General features: G+C 61.1%; 15 protein-coding genes and 2 tRNA genes. 3 read left to right on the top strand and 14 right to left on the bottom strand.

Annotated features, from left to right (window positions below):
• Positions 1-17 precede the first annotated feature (17 nt).
• Positions 18-1496 (top strand): methyl-accepting chemotaxis protein, encoded by a 1479-nt coding sequence (locus ACMGGG_RS07005; protein WP_125930338.1) that lies wholly within the window; start codon positions 18-20, stop codon positions 1494-1496.
• 75 nt (positions 1497-1571) lie between these two features.
• On the top strand, positions 1572-1940 hold the full coding sequence (locus ACMGGG_RS07000; protein ID WP_125930339.1) for an Mpo1-like protein: 369 nt from the start codon (positions 1572-1574) through the stop codon (positions 1938-1940).
• A 14-nt stretch (positions 1941-1954) separates the two neighbouring features.
• Here ACMGGG_RS07000 and ACMGGG_RS06995 read toward each other — a convergent pair whose 3' ends face one another.
• The 3 genes from ACMGGG_RS06995 to ACMGGG_RS06985 form a co-directional block, all read right to left on the bottom strand.
• Entirely contained in the window at positions 1955-2752 is a 798-nt protein-coding gene (locus tag ACMGGG_RS06995) for an acyl-CoA thioesterase (RefSeq protein WP_414155112.1), read from the bottom strand.
• A gap of 93 nt (positions 2753-2845) precedes the next feature.
• Positions 2846-3613 carry a CHAD domain-containing protein gene (locus ACMGGG_RS06990; protein ID WP_063544116.1) on the bottom strand — a complete coding sequence of 256 codons (768 nt, stop codon included), beginning with the start codon at positions 3611-3613 and terminating at the stop codon, positions 2846-2848.
• Between the two features lie 14 nt (positions 3614-3627).
• The gene (locus tag ACMGGG_RS06985; protein WP_054892384.1) at positions 3628-3906 is read right to left on the bottom strand and encodes a hypothetical protein; all 279 of its coding nucleotides are present in this window, start codon (positions 3904-3906) and stop codon (positions 3628-3630) included.
• A 157-nt stretch (positions 3907-4063) separates the two neighbouring features.
• On the opposite strand from ACMGGG_RS06985, the gene ACMGGG_RS06980 reads away from it, so the two are divergent.
• Positions 4064-5104 (top strand): patatin-like phospholipase family protein, encoded by a 1041-nt coding sequence (locus ACMGGG_RS06980; RefSeq protein WP_112897885.1) that lies wholly within the window; start codon positions 4064-4066, stop codon positions 5102-5104.
• A 109-nt stretch (positions 5105-5213) separates the two neighbouring features.
• Here ACMGGG_RS06980 and ACMGGG_RS06975 read toward each other — a convergent pair whose 3' ends face one another.
• The 11 genes from ACMGGG_RS06975 to ACMGGG_RS06925 all read right to left on the bottom strand — a co-directional run bounded on the left by ACMGGG_RS06975 (position 5214) and on the right by ACMGGG_RS06925 (position 16420).
• A complete protein-coding gene (locus ACMGGG_RS06975; protein ID WP_112897884.1) occupies positions 5214-7085 on the bottom strand; it encodes a SurA N-terminal domain-containing protein in 1872 nt (623 codons plus the stop codon).
• 184 nt (positions 7086-7269) lie between these two features.
• Positions 7270-7542, bottom strand: a complete 273-nt coding sequence (gene hupB / locus ACMGGG_RS06970; protein ID WP_054892387.1) for a nucleoid-associated protein HU-beta — start codon at positions 7540-7542, stop codon at positions 7270-7272.
• Positions 7543-7695: 153 nt separating this feature from the next.
• Positions 7696-10092 (bottom strand): endopeptidase La, encoded by a 2397-nt coding sequence (lon, locus tag ACMGGG_RS06965; RefSeq protein ID WP_054892388.1) that lies wholly within the window; start codon positions 10090-10092, stop codon positions 7696-7698.
• A gap of 156 nt (positions 10093-10248) precedes the next feature.
• Positions 10249-11532 (bottom strand): ATP-dependent Clp protease ATP-binding subunit ClpX, encoded by a 1284-nt coding sequence (clpX, locus tag ACMGGG_RS06960; protein ID WP_065861265.1) that lies wholly within the window; start codon positions 11530-11532, stop codon positions 10249-10251.
• A gap of 108 nt (positions 11533-11640) precedes the next feature.
• Positions 11641-12282, bottom strand: coding sequence for an ATP-dependent Clp endopeptidase proteolytic subunit ClpP (gene clpP / locus ACMGGG_RS06955; protein WP_029613529.1), 642 nt, complete (start codon positions 12280-12282; stop codon positions 11641-11643).
• A 91-nt stretch (positions 12283-12373) separates the two neighbouring features.
• Positions 12374-13687 (bottom strand): trigger factor, encoded by a 1314-nt coding sequence (gene tig / locus ACMGGG_RS06950; protein ID WP_414155111.1) that lies wholly within the window; start codon positions 13685-13687, stop codon positions 12374-12376.
• 244 nt (positions 13688-13931) lie between these two features.
• A complete protein-coding gene (locus ACMGGG_RS06945) occupies positions 13932-14231 on the bottom strand; it encodes a DUF6388 family protein (protein WP_112897882.1) in 300 nt (99 codons plus the stop codon).
• Positions 14232-14319: 88 nt separating this feature from the next.
• The gene (locus ACMGGG_RS06940) at positions 14320-15150 is read right to left on the bottom strand and encodes an alpha/beta hydrolase (protein WP_112897881.1); all 831 of its coding nucleotides are present in this window, start codon (positions 15148-15150) and stop codon (positions 14320-14322) included.
• A gap of 5 nt (positions 15151-15155) precedes the next feature.
• Positions 15156-15935: a class I SAM-dependent methyltransferase gene (locus ACMGGG_RS06935; protein WP_054892393.1), complete on the bottom strand. Its 780-nt coding sequence runs from the start codon at positions 15933-15935 to the stop codon at positions 15156-15158.
• Positions 15936-16202: 267 nt separating this feature from the next.
• Positions 16203-16287: transfer RNA gene (locus ACMGGG_RS06930), tRNA-Leu, on the bottom strand.
• 57 nt (positions 16288-16344) lie between these two features.
• A tRNA-His gene (locus ACMGGG_RS06925) sits at positions 16345-16420 on the bottom strand.
• Position 16421: the final 1 nt, after the last annotated feature.

Below are 16421 nucleotides of genomic sequence, written 5' to 3'. Positions count from 1 at the left end.
CTCAGAGAAGACCTACCATGGGTGCCTGGCTTAGCAATATTTCCCTGAAGTACAAATTCTGGGCAGTCAATGCGGTGGCCTTCGTCACCACCTTGCTGCTGGTGCTCTACGCGGTCTACCTGGAGCAGCAGGCCCGCGCCGAATCGGCCCAGGCGCATGCCGTCGCCCAGGCCGAACTGCTGGCCACCTGGCCCGCTGCACAACCCTTCCCCCACCTGCCACAGATGATCACTTGGCAGGAAGGCCAGACCCCGAGCTTCAAAGGCGAGCCCGTCGAGGCACTGCGTGACGGCCAAGGCTGGGTCGCGTTGCCCGCCGCCTGGCTGTTTGGCGACGATCCGCTGCGCGGCGCCCAGGTGCTGCGCCAGGGCAACCAGCACATTGCCGTGCTGGCGCAATCGCCAAGCCTGCGCCAGGTATTCATCGACCGGTTCAGCAACTACGCGGTGTGCGTACTGATTCTCATGCTGGCGATGCTTTGCGCTTCGCAGCTGCTGATCCGCTTCCTGCTCAGCCAGCTCAACACCCTCAAGGATGTGATGCTGCACGTGGAAAAAACCGGCGACCTGTCGGCGCGCGTGCCGCTGGCCTGTGGCGACGAAGTGGGCCAGATGGCCGGAGCCTTCAATGCCATGCAGACGACCTACCACCGCGTAGTCAGCACGGTGGCCCACACTGCCGCGCAACTGGACTCAGGCGCCGCACGTCTGGCCACGAGCATGGACGAAGTACGCCACGGCATGATCGGCCAGCAGAGCGAGACCGACCAGGCCGCGACAGCGATCAACGAAATGTCCGCCACCGTGCATCACATCGCCCAGCACGCCGGCGCCACCCGTGACCTGTCGCAAAGCGCCGACAGCCTCGCCGGCAGCGGCCAGGAAGTGGTCAGTCGGGTACAGGATTCCATCGCCGGGCTGTCCAGTGGCGTGCAGCAGACTGCCGAGATGATTCGCCAACTGGCCGACGACAGCCAGAAGATCAATGGCGTGGTCAGCGTGATCCACAGCATCGCCGAACAGACCAACCTGCTGGCCCTCAACGCCGCCATCGAAGCCGCACGCGCCGGCGACCTGGGTCGCGGCTTCGCGGTGGTGGCCGACGAAGTACGCAACCTGGCCAAGCGCGTGCAGAACTCCACCAACGAGATCACCACCATGGTGTCCGCGCTTCAGGACGGCACCCGTGATGCCGTGGAGTACATGCAAGAGAGCTCCTACAAGGCCGACGACTGCGTCAAGCAGGCCCGCGAAGCCGGCGACGCACTGGCCGAAATCACCCGCGCGGTAGCGCAGATGCGCGAGAGCAACACACAGATCGCCGTGGCCGCCGAGCAGCAGAGCCAGGTCGCCGAGGAGATGAACCGGGCAGTGGTGAGCATCCGCGACGTCACCGAAGAAACCGTACAGCAGACCGTAGGATCGGCCACCACCAGCAATGCGTTGGCGACCCTCGCCGGCGAACTGAACAAAGCCATCGGCCAGCTCAAGCTATAGTCCCGATAAACAGCCTCGATTGGCCCCCTGCGGGGGGCCGCACTAAGCTTTGGACATGACCAAGGGGAATTGTCCATGAGCAAACGTCTGCCGAATCTGCCCGCCTGGCAATGGCGCGGCTACCACCATAATCACCGCCACCCGACCAACCTGGTGCTGCACCTGATTGCCGTACCGCTGTTCATCCTTGGTGCTCTGCTGGTGCTTTCAGGCCTGTTCTCGCTCGACATCACCCAGCTTGCGGTAGGCGTGATCGCGCTGATCGCAGGGCTTGCCATGCAGCGCCAGGGCCATCGCCTGGAGGCCGAGCAACCCGAGCCGTTCAGCGATCGCCAAGACGCCCTTAAACGTCTGTTGACCGAACAGTTCATCACCTTCCCACGTTTCGTCCTGAGCGGTGGCTGGTGGCGTGCCTGGCGCGAAAGACACAAGCATCGGCCCTGAACACGCGGCAAGGCTCAGGCAAACACCGTCACTGTCTGCCGGCTCAAGGCCAACAGGCGGCCATCCGCCGACCATAGGCGGGCTGCGGCATGCCCATAACCATCACGGGCGTGCTCGGTCTCTACACAATACTGGTACCAGTCGTGCGTGCTCAGCTGCGGCAATGGCTGGACGAACTCGATGGTCCAGGTCAGGGTGCTGCCTGCGGCAGGTTGCTTGAGATAAGGCATCAGGCTCGGCGGCCAGGCATCGACCAGCGCCAGCAGGTGCGACACTTCGAGCGGCGCTTCCGGCAGGTCGCGCAGACGCACCCAACCGCCCATCTGGCGCGATGCGTTGCCGCTGAAGGGTAGCCCCCCGATCGCCCAGCGCAGCGCCACCTTGCGCATGAATTCAGGCATGACGCCCTTGATGTAGGGCAACTCCGGTGCCGAATCCTCCAGAGCCTTGAACGGTGGCGCTGGCTCGGCCTGCACCTCCACCACCGACGGGCGTCCAGCACCGAAGTTGCCCTGCACCAGCGTCACCACTTGCCCATCCTGGATCGCACGCCCTAGCAGCGTGCTCACGGCCTTGCCCTCACGCAGCACCTCGGCCTCGAAGCGTATCGGCACATCCGGTGCCGCCGGGCCGACGAAACTGATGGCCAACGAGCGCACTGGCCGCCCATCGCTGATCTTCTGGCACATCGCCTCATAGACCAGCGCCGCCATCAACCCGCCAAACGAAGCGCGGCCCTGGGCCCAGTCTGGTGGGATACTGACCGACGCCGGGTGGCGGCGCACGGCCTCTAGCAGTTCATCGAAATTCATGGAAGTCCTTGGCCTCTATCGACAACGGGGTCAAGGCGCATGGTAATCAGCAGGCTGGCACAGGGCAGCCCGCATATCGGTCATTTACTGGGGTTATCGACGCGACAAGGCTTTGCGCAACGACGCCAAGGTGGCATCGCTGGCACGCTCGGTCTCATGCAACTCGGTTTCCCAAGCCGCCTCGCACGGCGCCAGGTCGGGATGCTCGCGCAACTGCAGCAGCCATTGAACACGATCATGCCAATCGCCCAGATCCCCTTGCGCCTGCTTGAGCAGCCTCTGAAGCTTCTTCCCTGCATGGCGCAACTGCGGGTAGGCCTCATCGCCGTAGCGCACCCGCTTGATCAACAGACGCAAGCGATGCCGGTCGTGGGCCGGATCGTCGATGGCCGCTTCCAGCTTGCGCCATTGCTTGCGCAGGCGTTTGTCGATGCGCGTGCCCAAGTCATTCGCCAGGCCTTCGCGTTGCGAAGCACGCAGGAACAGGGGGAATGAATCCAGTATCGCCAGCAGCCGGGTCAACTGCGGGCTGGCAGCGACGCTGGCGAAAGCTGCCGCCCTGCCCTGCAGGCGCCGCTGCCCGGCCTGCACGTACCCAGCAGAGATCAACTGATCGGCCAGCACCTCACGGTCGCGCAGAGGCGTGGTGAGCGTGCCCAGCGATTTCGCTGCATCCTCCAACTGTTCGACACCCGGCAGCGCGCGCAAGGGTCGCAGCAGACTGCGCAGGCGCCTGACACTGGTGCGCAGGTCGTGCAGGGCTTCGCTGTCGGTATCGGCGGCCAGGCGTTCCCGGCAGGCCAGTAGACGCACCTGCAGGGCCAGGACCTGAGCGACTACATGATCGAGCATCGCGGGCATATCAGCCTCCTCGGTCAACGGCCTGCACGGGACTCACGGATATAGAAACGTGCCCGCTCGGCTTTGCTGCTGCACCCCTCGAACGCCTCGAACTGCTGCTGGGTCTTGGCTCCAGTCAGCAATGACAGCGCCTTGGAGTAGCTCACGGTACCGGCAAACCCTTCGGCCTTGGCGAGGTCGAGTTCCTTCCAGGCCGCATCCAACTGAGTCGCGCAACTGTCGCGATAGGCCGTCTTGCCCGCACAGCCAGCAAGGGCCAGGGCAATCAGGGGAAGGCAGATCCAGGCTTTCATCGGGCATTACCTCAAGAAGGACAAAACAGTCGCTGTTCGACGGCCGGCAACGTGAAAAGTGCCATGCTCAGCGTAGCCCAGCGCGCAACGACATTGAAGCACCGGCACCAATGGGTGCATTGTTGGAATACGCGCGAAATGCCTTGGGGGAAAAAGTATGAGCAAGCGTGTCGCACTGGTGCTCGGTTCGGGCGGTGCCCGGGGATATGCGCACATCGGCGTGATCGAGGAGATCGAGCGTCGCGGCTACGAAATCGCCTGCATCGCCGGTTGCTCGATGGGCGCGGTGATTGGTGGCATCTATGCCGCCGGCAAGCTCGACGAATACCGTCGCTGGATAGAAAGCCTGGACTACCTCGACGTGCTGCGCCTGGTGGATGTGAGCTTTCGCCTGGGCGCCATTCGGGGTGACAAGGTATTTGGACAAATCCGCAAGATCGTCGGCGAGATCAACATCGAACAACTGCGAATCCCCTATACCGCCGTCGCCACCGACCTGACCAACCAGCAGGAAATCTGGTTCCAGGAAGGCTGCCTGCACCAGGCCATGCGCGCCTCGGCGGCGATTCCCAGCCTGTTCACGCCCGTCATGCAGGGCAACCGCATGCTGGTCGATGGCGGTATTCTCAATCCATTGCCGATCGTGCCGGTGGTGTCCAGTCACTGCGACCTGATCATCGCGGTCAACCTCAACGCCACCAATCAGAAGCAGTACCAGTTGCCGGTGATCGAACGCCCCGCGGCGTTCAGGATGCGTTTCGAATCGGTGATCAGTTCGCTGGGGTCGCGCATGCCGTTTCGCCGCAAGCCGGCCGAGCAGCTGATGCGCATCGAGCAGGAAATCGTCGCCGAACGCATGAGCCAGACAAACCCGTGGCTGAGCGACCCCGCCGACCCGGAAAGCCAGCAACCGGCAGCGGCCCCGGAACGCGAAGGCGCCCCCAAGTCGGCGACCGGTTCGTTCATCATCGATAACGTCGGACCTGCATCGCTACTCGACCTGATCAACCAGAGCTTCGAGGTGATGCAGACCTCGCTGGCACAGTACAAGATCGCCGGGTATCCGCCGGATGTACTGATCAACGTGCCGAAGCGGGTATGCCGGTTCTTCGAGTTCTACAAGGCGCCGGAGCTGATCGCACTGGGGCGTGAGATTGCGCGGGATACCCTGGACAGTCATGAGGGGGAGCAGCGCTAGGCAGGAATATCGGCGCTGACTTTTTCGCGGGCCTGACCGCGAAAATACCTGGAGATGCCGAAAACGAAACAGGCCGCATAAGCGGCCTGTTTCGTCACGACAACAGCACTCAGTAACGGGTGATGTCGGCGCTGGCTTCAAGTTGCTTGCGGAAGGCAGCGAAGTCCTGCTGGCCGGCGCGCGAAGCGAGGTAGCGACGAATCTGCACCTTCTCCTCGTCGGAGGCGGCAGCACCTTCGTTGACACCCTTGAGCTGCAACACTACCAGGCTACCGTCACCCAGGACGACACTGCCGTAGACCGGCTTGTCCTTGGACTCAGGCTTGGCCATGCGGAACGCGGCCTGCAGTTCGGCTGGGTCGATGCCTTCCTGGTTGCGGGTCACCGCCTCCTGCACCTTCCACTTCTGCCCTTCCTGGTCGGCGCCCTTGGCGATCGAACCATCACGCAGGCCGGCAATCAGCTTGTCCGCCTTGGCCTTGAGCTCGGCGGTCGCCTTCTCCTTGGCCAGGTGTTCTCTGATGTTCTTCGACACAGCTTCCAGCGCCAGTTGCTCCGGCTTGCGGTGCTCTTTCACACGCAGCACCACCACGGTCTCCGGGTCCAGCTCCAGGGCACTGCTGTTGGCGCCTTCGTCCATCACCTCTTCACTGAACGCAGCCTGGATCACCGAACGGTTGGCAGTGATGCCCTCGCCGCCTTCACGGCCGAACGGTGCCGAGGTCTGTACCTTCAAGCCCAGTTCCTGAGCAGGCTGCGCCAGGTCGGAGGCTTCGAAGGCCGAGTCTTCCAGTTGCTTGGTGACTTCAACGAACTTCTGCTCGACCTGCTGGGTTTTCAGCTCGTGGGTCAGCTTGTCCTTCAGGCTGGCGAAGGTAGGCACTTCGGGCGCCTCGACGCCCAGCAGCTTGATCAGGTGATAGCCGTACTCGGTGCGAACCGGTGCCGACACCTGGTCCTTGTTCAACTTGTACAGGGCATCCTCGAAGGCCGGGTCATAGACACCCGGACCTGCAAAGCCGAGGTCACCGCCATTGGCCGCCGAGCCCGGATCCTGGGAGAACTCCTTGGCCAACTTGGCGAAGTCTTCACCCTTGGACAGGCGCTGCTGAATCTCTTCGATGCGGGCCTTGGCCTGGGCATCATCGGTCTTGTCGTTGACTTCGACCAGGATGTGCGCAGCGCGGCGCTGTTCCGCGAGGTTGGCGATTTCCTTTTCGTACAGCGCCTTGAGCTCGTCTTCGTTGACCGAAACCTGGTCGAAGAACGCAGCTTTCTTCAGCTCGATGTAATCGATGACCACCTGATCAGGGGTCATGAATTCCTTGGCGTGCTGATCGTAATGCGCCTTGATCTCTTCATCGCTCACCTTGACTGCGGCCGGGTTGGCCTTGAAGGTCAGCGAAGCGAAATCGCGGGTCTGGTTTTCCAGACGGGCGAAGGCGTCGACTTGTTTGTCGGTAACGAAGCTGCTGCCTGCCAGGCCGGTACGCAGCTGGCCGATGAGCATTTCCTGGGCGAGCATTTCGCGGAACTGCATGCGGCCGTAGCCCATCTGGCGGATGACGGCGTCGAAGCGCTCGGCGCTGAACTTGCCATCGACCTGGAACTCAGGCGTCTGCAGGATCAACTGATCCAGTGCCGCCTCGGAGAAAGAGAACTTGGCGTCTTCGGCACCCTGCAACAGCAGCTTGCGGTCGATCAGCCCCTTGAGTGCCGCCTCACGCAGCATCTTCTCGTCCAGCATCGCCGGATCGAAATCCTTGCCCAGCTGTTGCATCAGCTGGCGGCGCTGCATGTCAACGGCCTGGCTCAGCTCGTTCTGGCTGATGGTCTGGCCATTGACCTTGGCGGCATCCTGGCTGTGGCTGGCCGCCTGGAAGATGGCCTCGAAACCGGTCAGTGCCATCAGCACGACGATGAGGCCAATGATGGTCTTGGCAATCCAACCCTGTGAATTGTCCCTGATATTCTGCAGCATGCGTCCCCCAGAAACGGTCGTACCACTGCATCGACAACCGCGGAGAGTGGGTAGAATCCTGATAAAAGAAAGGCGCATCCGAGGATGCGCCTTTTCTTAGCAAACGTGGCAGGCGGGAACGTTTGCGGCCCCCGCCGCTACGTGCTCGGACCTGGCCAGGCCGGGTCCGGCTGAAAGAGACGACTTAGTTGACGGCGTCTTTCAGGCCTTTGCCAGCTTTGAAGCCTGGAACCTTGGCGGCAGCGATCTTGATCGCCTTGCCGGTTTGCGGGTTACGGCCGGTGCGCTCAGCGCGCTCCTTGACGGAGAAGGTACCAAAGCCAACCAGAACGACGTCGTCGCCTGCTTTCAGGGCACCGGTTACGGAATCAATTACTGCGTCCAGCGCGCGGCCGGCTACAGCTTTCGGGATGTCAGCAGAAGCGGCGATAGCGTCAATCAGTTCCGACTTGTTCACTCTAAGTCCCCTTATATCTCTATTGAGTTTGTTTCTAAGTATGTAATGAAAAGCTTATGAAACGATCATTGGGTGGCCTGTTGACACTGGCGTGCCGCTTTATAGCAAGGGCCCGAAAAAGCTGTCAACCGAAGGCCCCCAATGAGATACGAACTAGTGCGTGCTAATTCTTTCCTTAGCATCGCTGTCGCGCTTCTCTTCTTTCGCGACAATCTCCGGAGCCACATCTGGCAAGGGCTCCGGGGCGTATTGCAGCGCAATTTGCAGGACCTCGTCAATCCATTTAACCGGTTTGATTTGCAGATCCTGTTTTATATTTTCAGGAATCTCCTTCAGGTCACGCACATTTTCCTCGGGAATGATGACTGTCTTGATCCCGCCGCGGTGCGCAGCAAGCAGTTTTTCCTTCAGCCCGCCGATGGCAAGCACCTGACCGCGCAGGGTGATTTCACCGGTCATCGCCACGTCGGCACGCACCGGAATCTGGGTCAGCGCCGAGACCAGTGCAGTGCACATGCCGATACCGGCACTCGGGCCATCCTTGGGCGTAGCGCCCTCGGGCATGTGGATGTGCACGTCGTGCTTCTCGTGGAAATCGGCAGCGATACCCAGGCTGCGGGCGCGGCTGCGTACCACGGTCTGTGCGGCAGTGATCGATTCGACCATGACATCGCCGAGCGAGCCGGTCTTGATCAACTGCCCCTTGCCCGGAATCACGACCGCCTCGATGGTCAGCAGCTCACCGCCGACCTGGGTCCAGGCAAGGCCTGTGACCTGGCCGATCTGGTCCTGGGTTTCGGCCAGACCATAACGGAACTTGCGCACACCCAGCAGGTGCTCGAGCTGGTCACCGGTAACCTTGACCTTCACCTGCTTGTTGCCGGCATGCTCCTTGACCACCTTGCGGCAGACCTTGGCAATCTGGCGCTCCAGACCACGCACACCGGCTTCTCGGGTGTAGTAGCGGATGATGTCGCGGATCGCGGCGACGTCGACCTCCAGCTCTTCCTTCTTGAGGCCGTTGGCCTTGACCTGCTTGGGCACCAGGTACTTGACCGCAATGTTGACCTTCTCGTCCTCGGTGTAGCCGGGCAGACGAATGATCTCCATCCGGTCCAGCAACGCTGGCGGAATGTTCATCGAGTTGGAGGTGCACAGGAACATCACGTCCGAGAGGTCGTAGTCGACTTCCAGGTAGTGATCGTTGAAGTTGTGATTCTGCTCCGGGTCGAGCACCTCGAGCAGTGCCGAGGCCGGATCGCCGCGCATGTCGCTGCCCATCTTGTCGATCTCGTCGAGCAGGAACAGCGGGTTGCGCACCCCGACCTTGGTCATCTTCTGAATCAGGCGACCCGGCATCGAGCCGATGTAGGTACGGCGGTGACCACGGATCTCGGCCTCGTCACGCACACCACCCAAGGCCATGCGCACGAACTTGCGATTGGTGGCCGCGGCGATCGACTCGGCCAGCGATGTCTTACCCACGCCGGGCGGCCCGACGAGGCACAGGACGGGACCACGGATCTTCTTCACGCGCTTCTGGACCGCGAGGTACTCGAGGATACGCTCCTTCACCTCTTCCAGGCCGTAGTGGTCCGAATCGAGGATCTCTTCAGCCTTGGCCAGATCCAGACGCACCTTGCTCTGGGCTTTCCAGGGCACCTGCACCAGCCAATCGAGGTAAGAGCGCACCACCGTGGCCTCGGCGGACATCGGCGACATCTGCTTGAGCTTGTTCAGCTCGGCCTGGGCCTTGGTGAGGGCATCCTTGGGCAGGCCAGCAGCATCGATACGCTTTTTCAGCTCCTCGACTTCGTTGTGGCCTTCGTCGCCGTCGCCAAGCTCCTTCTGAATGGCCTTCATCTGCTCATTCAGGTAGTACTCGCGCTGGCTGCGCTCCATCTGCTTCTTGACCCGGCCACGGATGCGCTTCTCGACCTGCAGCAAGTCGATTTCGGCGTCCAGCAGCGCCAGTACGTGCTCGACACGGGCAGACAGGTCGATGATCTCGAGGATTTCCTGCTTCTGCTCGATCTTCAGCGCCATGTGTGCGGCCATGGTATCGACCAGGCGCCCCGGCTCTTCGATGCTGTTGAGCGAGGACAGCACTTCGGCAGGCACTTTCTTGCCCAGCTGAACGTACTGCTCGAACTGCGACAGCAGGCTGCGCACGAACACTTCGGACTCGCGCTCGGCCGCCTCGACCTCGTCGATCAGGCTGACTTCGGCGCGAACGTGGCCTTCGACCTCGGTGAAGCGCTCGACCGCACCGCGCTGCTCGCCTTCGACCAGCACCTTGACGGTGCCATCAGGCAGCTTGAGCAGTTGCAGGACGGTAGCGATGGTGCCGACGCGATACAGGGCATCTTCGCCCGGATCATCGTCGGCTGGATTCTTCTGGGCCAGCAGGAGGATCTGCTTTTCGCCCGTCATTGCGGCCTCTAGGGCTTCGATGGACTTCTCGCGTCCCACGAACAGCGGGATAACCATGTGCGGATAGACGACGACATCGCGCAATGGCAAAAGAGGCAAGTCGAGGGTGGTCTTCATGATTTCGCCTCTACAGCGGCCTTGTGGCCGGAAACCGGTGGAAATAGTGCTTGGAGCTAATGTGGGGGCAGGTCCGCAAAAATACAAGCGCTGGCGCCAGAAAAGCAGAAAGGGGCCCGCGGGCCCCTTTCTGCTTCAACGTATCAGGCGTGCGACTCAGGCGTCAGGCACGGCCTTGGCTTGCGGCTCGTTGTTCTCGTAGATCAGCAGCGGCTGCGAAGTACCGTCGATGACGCTCTCGTCGATCACCACCTTGCTGACATCCTTCTGCGAAGGAATCTCGTACATGGTGTCGAGCAGCACGCCTTCGAGGATCGAACGCAGGCCACGGGCGCCGGTCTTGCGCTCCAGAGCCTTGCGAGCAACGGCCTTGAGCGCGTCGCTGCGGAACTCGAGGTCCACGCTTTCCATCTCGAACAGCCTGGCGTACTGCTTGGTCAGGGCGTTCTTCGGCTCGGTGAGAATCTGCATCAACGCAGCTTCGTCCAGCTCGTCGAGCGTGGCCAGAACCGGCAAGCGACCGACGAATTCCGGAATCAGGCCAAACTTGACCAGATCGTCCGGCTCGACTTCGCGCAGCGACTCACCCACCTTCTTGCCTTCCTGCTTGCTGCGCACTTCCGCGCCGAAACCGATACCACCTTTGGTGGAGCGGTTCTGGATGACCTTCTCGAGACCCGAGAATGCGCCACCGCAGATGAACAGGATGTTACGCGTGTCGACCTGCAGGAACTCCTGCTGCGGGTGCTTGCGGCCACCCTGGGGCGGCACGGAAGCCACGGTGCCCTCGATCAGCTTCAGCAATGCCTGCTGCACGCCCTCGCCCGAGACGTCACGGGTGATGGACGGGTTGTCCGACTTGCGCGAGATCTTGTCGATCTCGTCGATGTAGACGATGCCCATCTGGGCCTTTTCCACATCGTAGTCGCACTTCTGCAACAGCTTCTGAATGATGTTCTCGACGTCCTCACCCACATAACCGGCTTCGGTCAGGGTGGTGGCGTCGGCAATGGTGAACGGCACGTTCAACAGGCGCGCGAGGGTTTCGGCGAGCAGGGTCTTGCCCGAGCCGGTAGGCCCGATCAGGAGGATGTTGCTCTTGCCGAGTTCGACCTCGTCGCCCTTCTTGTCACGCTGGTTCAGGCGCTTGTAGTGGTTGTACACCGCTACGGCAAGCACCTTCTTGGCGCGCTCCTGACCAATGACGTACTGGTCCAGGATACCGCTGATTTCTTTCGGCGAAGGTAGTTTGTGCGCGTTGCTCTCGGCCTGGGCTTCCTGCACCTCCTCTCGGATGATGTCGTTGCACAGGTCGACGCACTCGTCGCAGATAAATACCGAGGGCCCGGCAATCAATTTGCGCACTTCGTGCTGGCTTTTGCCGCAGAAGGAGCAATAGAGCAATTTGCCGTTGTCCTCGCCGTTACGGGTGTCAGTCATTCGATCGATCCAATCCGGTAGGCTTGCAACACAAGATGAAGGCAATTGCGGGCTTTTTCAAGTCCGCAGGCGGGCCCTTTCGGCGCCCGCCCGCTCTGGCGCCTGGGCTCAGGATACCAGTTGCCGCTTGTCGTAGACCGAGTCGACCAGGCCGTACTCGGCCGCGCGCGAGGCGCTCATGAAGTTGTCACGCTCGGTGTCGCGCTTGATGGTCTCGAGGTCCTGGCCGGTGTGGAAGGCCAGCAGCTCGTTCAGGCGCGCCTTGATGCTGAGGATTTCCTGGGCATGGATCTCGATGTCGGTCGCCTGGCCCTGGAAGCCGCCCAGCGGCTGGTGAATCATCACGCGCGAGTTCGGCAGGCAGTGACGCTTGCCTGCCGCACCGGCTGCCAGCAGGAAGGCGCCCATGCTGCAGGCCTGGCCGATGCAGATGGTGGAGACGTCCGGCTTGATGAATTGCATGGTGTCGTAGATCGACATGCCTGCGGTGACCGAGCCACCCGGCGAGTTGATGTACAGATGGATATCCTTGTCCGGGTTTTCCGCTTCAAGGAACAGCAGCTGCGCCACAACCAGGTTGGCCATGTAGTCCTCTACAGGACCCACCAGGAAGATCACACGCTCCTTCAACAGGCGCGAGTAGATGTCGTAGGCACGTTCGCCACGGGCGGACTGCTCGATAACCATCGGGACCAGACCGCCTGCGGCCTGGATGTCAGAGCTCTGCTGAATATAAGAATTGCGGGACATGTCCTGCACTCACTCCCAAATAGTCATGGCTTTAATAACGCACAAGCCAGCCCGAAGGCTGGCTTGTGGGGTTTCCTACGAGAGTAGCAAATCACTCAGCTTCGGCAGGAGCCTGTGCTGGCTTGACAGCCTCTTCGTACGAGACCGACTTGTCGGTCACAGTCGCTTTCTGCAGGACAGTATCTACAACTTGCTCTTCCAGCACAACCGAACGGACTTCGTTCAGTTGCTGGTCGTTCTTGTAGTACCAGTTGATGACCTGCTCAGGCTCCTGGTAAGCGGAAGCCATTTCCTCGATCATCTCGCGAACCTTGGCATCGTCCGGCTTCAGCTCGAACTGCTTGACCACCTCGGCGACGATCAGGCCCAGGACCACACGGCGCTTGGCTTGCTCTTCGAACAGCTCGGCCGGCAGTTGCTCAGGCTTGATGTTGCCACCGAACTGCTGGACAGCCTGCACGCGCAGACGGTTGACTTCGTTTTCCAGCAGGGCTTTCGGCACGTCTACCGGGTTGGCGGCCAGCAGACCGTCCATGACCTGGTTCTTGACCTTGGCCTTGATGGCCTGGCGCAGTTCACGCTCCATGTTCTTGCGAACTTCGGTGCGGAAGCCTTCCAGGGTGGATTCCTTGATGCCGAACTGGGCGAAGAAGGCTTCGTTCAGCTCTGGCAGCACAGGTGCGGAAACGCTGTTGACAGTGATGGTGAACTCGGCGGCCTTGTTGGCCAGATCCAGGTTCTGGTAGTCCTCGGGGAAGGTCACGTTGACGACGCGCTCTTCACCGGCCTTGGCGCCAACCAGGCCATCTTCGAAGCCCGGGATCATGCGGCCGGAACCCAGTACCAGCTGGGTGCCCTTGGCCGAACCACCGGCGAAGGCCTCACCGTCGATCTTGCCGACGAAGTCGATGTTGACCTGGTCGTCTTTCTCGGCAGCGCGCTCGACGGCCTCGAAACGGACGTTCTGCTTGCGCAGCACTTCCAGCATGTTGTCCAGGTCGGCGTCAGCGACGTCGGCGTTCAGGCGCTCGACGTTGATCGACTCGAAGCCGGCAACGGTGAATTCAGGGAAGACTTCGAAGATGGCGACGAACTCGAGGTCCTTGCCTTTCTCGAACGACTTAGGCTCGACAGCCGGGGCGCCAGCCGGGTTCAGCTTCTGCTCGACCACGGCTTCATAGAAGGAGGCCTGGACCAGGTCACCGAAGGCTTCCTGGCGGGCAGCGTCTTCGTAACGCTGACGGATAACGCTCATTGGCACCTTGCCTGGACGGAAGCCCGGGACCTTGGCGCGACGGGCAGTCTGTTGCAGACGCTTGTTGACTTCGTTCTCGACGCGCTCGGCCGGAACGGCGATGGTCATGCGGCGCTCGAGAGCGGAAGTGTTTTCAACAGAAACTTGCATGGATATTCCTCGTTGCACAGACGTTAGCCGGCGATAGCCCGACTCCAGAATCAAGGGCGAATATTCTAGTGACTCACGCACCAGAAGTCACCCCACTCGGGACGACGGACAACCACGCCGGTCGATTTCGTTTACAGGCCAGCGCAAAAACGCGCCAGGCCTCGTTACTCAAGGGATGCGCGCCATCTTTGAGGGCGCATTCCGAAAAAACCTGTCAAACAGTTACAACTGCAGAATCGGGCCGTTACTGCGGGTCGATTTCATTGAACTGGCAATATTCTTCCCACGACATACCCAACGCCTCAGCCACCTCGCGGTGAGTCTCCAGGCGCATGGCCTGCAATTGCTCCGGGTTTTCGGCGATCAACTGCAGGGCCAGCTCCCAGGGCTCGATACCCTGCTCCTGAGCCGCATCCTCGAACGCCCACTCTACCTGCTGGGCCTGCTCGCGCGCGTCAAGCTCGCGGATCTCCTCGAGCAATTGCGGGTTGGCTTCGCGAAAGCGCTGCAGCGCCAACGCCTGGCGCGCTTCTTTGGCAATCATCGGTATTTCCCCTGCCGGTCACCGACCGGTGTTTCAACCGGCTGAAATCTATCAGCTTTTATAGCGTTGCCACCAGAGGGCAAGCCCCTCAATCCTTCCGCTCGACAGGTGCGCACGCCAGCGACCGCTGCCGCCAGCTCGGCCAGGCCTGTTGCCAACCCCGCTCATGCGTCACACCCGGCAGGGAAACCAGTTCGAGGCAACGCGCCTCGCCCAACTGCCGAGCATAAAACGCCGCAACGTCAGCAGGCACCTGGCGATCCTCGGCACCCAGCAGATGGCGCTGGGGAATACGCGCCAGGCGTTCCCGATACTGTAAAGGCTCGAGCGAACCTTCCAGCGGCGTCAGCTCAAGCATTCGCGCCCATTCGGCCGGACTCAGATTGCCGGCCAGGGTCTGGACCTGCCACACATCCTCACGCCGCCCCGCCAGCAACAAGGCAAGCGCTCCGCCGCCGGAGTAGCCCACCAGCTCGAAGCCCTGATTGCCATAACGCGCTTTCAGCCGGTCGAGCGCTTGACCAAGACTGTCCAGCACCTCAGGGGAGAAGCGCCGACTGGTCCACAGCGCCGGCGTGCATCCAGGGACGCTGACGAACTGACAGGGCCTGGCCATATATAAGGAAGGTGTCGGATCCTGCATCGCCAGGTCGACCACTAGACTCTGCCGCGGCGTAGGGTCCAGACTCGGCTGCGAGGGCGTGACCCAGGCATGGCCATCACCCTCCAGATAGACCCGCAGCACGTTGGCGGTAGGCATCTGCGCGGGCGCCACGACCAGCAGTGGAAAGCTTTCCAGCGCCAGCACCTGCACCTCACGACCGTACTCGGCAGCCCTGTGCTCGAGCGCCTCGCGCGGCGACTGGCAAGCTGCGAGCACAAGAGCACCCACAACAGCCAGTACACCCCTGCCCCACATCGAAATCAGACGAAGCTGAGGTTGTGACGCTGGGCGCCATAGACCACACGAGCAGCGGTGATCAGTTGGTGAGGGATCTCGACGTAAGGTACGTCGGAGTTGCTCAGCGCCATGTCGAACAGCTGCACCAGCACGGAATTGCGGCGCACCAGGATCACATCAGACCAATCGGTATTGGTCATCGCCACCGGAATGAAGTCCGAACGCTTCATGAAGCTGCCGAGCGCTTCGAGCACACCCAGGTTCTGCTTGGTGCCATTGTCACTGAAGCAGCAGTCGTTGAGCATCATGATGCCGTCCGGACCAAGCAGCTCCTGGTAATACATCATGTCGCGCAGGACGTACTCGTACTGGTGGTTGGCATCCACGTAGACGAAATCGAACTGCTCGATGCCGGTCTGCTCACGGATTCTGTCGATCGCACCGATGGTTTCGGAGCGAATTACCGTGACCTCGGGCATGTCGACGAACTTTGATACACACTCCTGGTACAAGCGGTCCCAGGTCGCATCGTCGTGCAGCGAGCCACCATAGTAGTACTCGTAGTCGTCCACCGGAGAGACCCAAGGCGGCAACTGATCGAATGGACTGTAAGCCTTGTTCGCCTCCTTGCTCCAGCTGTCGGCCAGCACCATGCGCTCTGGCGTCAGTGCTGCGCGCAGCTTGAGGGCGTTCTCGCCGCGCAGCACACCGAGCTCGGCAACCACCGGGCGTTTTTCCAGCGCATTGAAAACCGCGCCGACCACGTAATACAGACTTTCCCTATGCGTGCTGCAGACTTTCATGTTCGTTCCTTTTTATTCGCGGAATCGCATCAACGCCAAACGCCAAGCAAGAATCCGACCAGCCGCCAACACCGAGGCACAACCCGCATGAACACTGGACTGGGAGGTGATGCCGAATGATGAACACAAAAAATCCCGCCAGCGAACTGACACGGATGCGCCAGAATTCCGCTGCCCTGGGAATTTGCTGCAGAAATGAAAAATGCCGCACAAGGCGGCATTTTCAGGAGGTTTTCATGCGCTTGAGCGTGCATTGAAAACAGAAGATGGTGCGGACGAAGAGACTCGAACTCTTACAGCTTGCGCCGCTGGAACCTAAATCCAGTGTGTCTACCAATTTCACCACGTCCGCGTGATGCGCTTAAAACAAAGGCGCCTGATTATACAATCAAGGCGCCTTCGAAGAATATGGGGTGGACGATGGGAATCGAACCCACGACAACTGGAATCACAATCCAGCGCTCTACCAACTGAGCTACGCCCACC

This window comes from Pseudomonas sp. BNK-44-b (assembly GCF_047456245.1).
In the GTDB taxonomy this organism is placed as follows: domain Bacteria; phylum Pseudomonadota; class Gammaproteobacteria; order Pseudomonadales; family Pseudomonadaceae; genus Aquipseudomonas; species Aquipseudomonas machongensis.
The sequence above is the reverse complement of the archived record's forward strand: the minus strand, read 5'-3'. Positions and strand labels throughout refer to the sequence as shown.

What these genes read in the sequence shown, in the direction of transcription:
- ACMGGG_RS07005 (WP_125930338.1), top strand. Translation starts at nt 18, where the DNA reads ATGGGTGCCTGGCTTAGCAATATTTCCCTGAAGTACAAATTCTGGGCA.
- ACMGGG_RS07000 (WP_125930339.1), top strand. Translation starts at nt 1,572, where the DNA reads ATGAGCAAACGTCTGCCGAATCTGCCCGCCTGGCAATGGCGCGGCTAC.
- ACMGGG_RS06995 (WP_414155112.1), bottom strand. Translation starts at nt 2,752, where the DNA reads ATGAATTTCGATGAACTGCTAGAGGCCGTGCGCCGCCACCCGGCGTCG.
- ACMGGG_RS06990 (WP_063544116.1), bottom strand. Translation starts at nt 3,613, where the DNA reads ATGCCCGCGATGCTCGATCATGTAGTCGCTCAGGTCCTGGCCCTGCAG.
- ACMGGG_RS06985 (WP_054892384.1), bottom strand. Translation starts at nt 3,906, where the DNA reads ATGAAAGCCTGGATCTGCCTTCCCCTGATTGCCCTGGCCCTTGCTGGC.
- ACMGGG_RS06980 (WP_112897885.1), top strand. Translation starts at nt 4,064, where the DNA reads ATGAGCAAGCGTGTCGCACTGGTGCTCGGTTCGGGCGGTGCCCGGGGA.
- ACMGGG_RS06975 (WP_112897884.1), bottom strand. Translation starts at nt 7,085, where the DNA reads ATGCTGCAGAATATCAGGGACAATTCACAGGGTTGGATTGCCAAGACC.
- lon (WP_054892388.1), bottom strand. Translation starts at nt 10,092, where the DNA reads ATGAAGACCACCCTCGACTTGCCTCTTTTGCCATTGCGCGATGTCGTC.
- clpX (WP_065861265.1), bottom strand. Translation starts at nt 11,532, where the DNA reads ATGACTGACACCCGTAACGGCGAGGACAACGGCAAATTGCTCTATTGC.
- clpP (WP_029613529.1), bottom strand. Translation starts at nt 12,282, where the DNA reads ATGTCCCGCAATTCTTATATTCAGCAGAGCTCTGACATCCAGGCCGCA.
- tig (WP_414155111.1), bottom strand. Translation starts at nt 13,687, where the DNA reads ATGCAAGTTTCTGTTGAAAACACTTCCGCTCTCGAGCGCCGCATGACC.
- ACMGGG_RS06945 (WP_112897882.1), bottom strand. Translation starts at nt 14,231, where the DNA reads ATGATTGCCAAAGAAGCGCGCCAGGCGTTGGCGCTGCAGCGCTTTCGC.
- ACMGGG_RS06940 (WP_112897881.1), bottom strand. Translation starts at nt 15,150, where the DNA reads ATGTGGGGCAGGGGTGTACTGGCTGTTGTGGGTGCTCTTGTGCTCGCA.
- ACMGGG_RS06935 (WP_054892393.1), bottom strand. Translation starts at nt 15,935, where the DNA reads ATGAAAGTCTGCAGCACGCATAGGGAAAGTCTGTATTACGTGGTCGGC.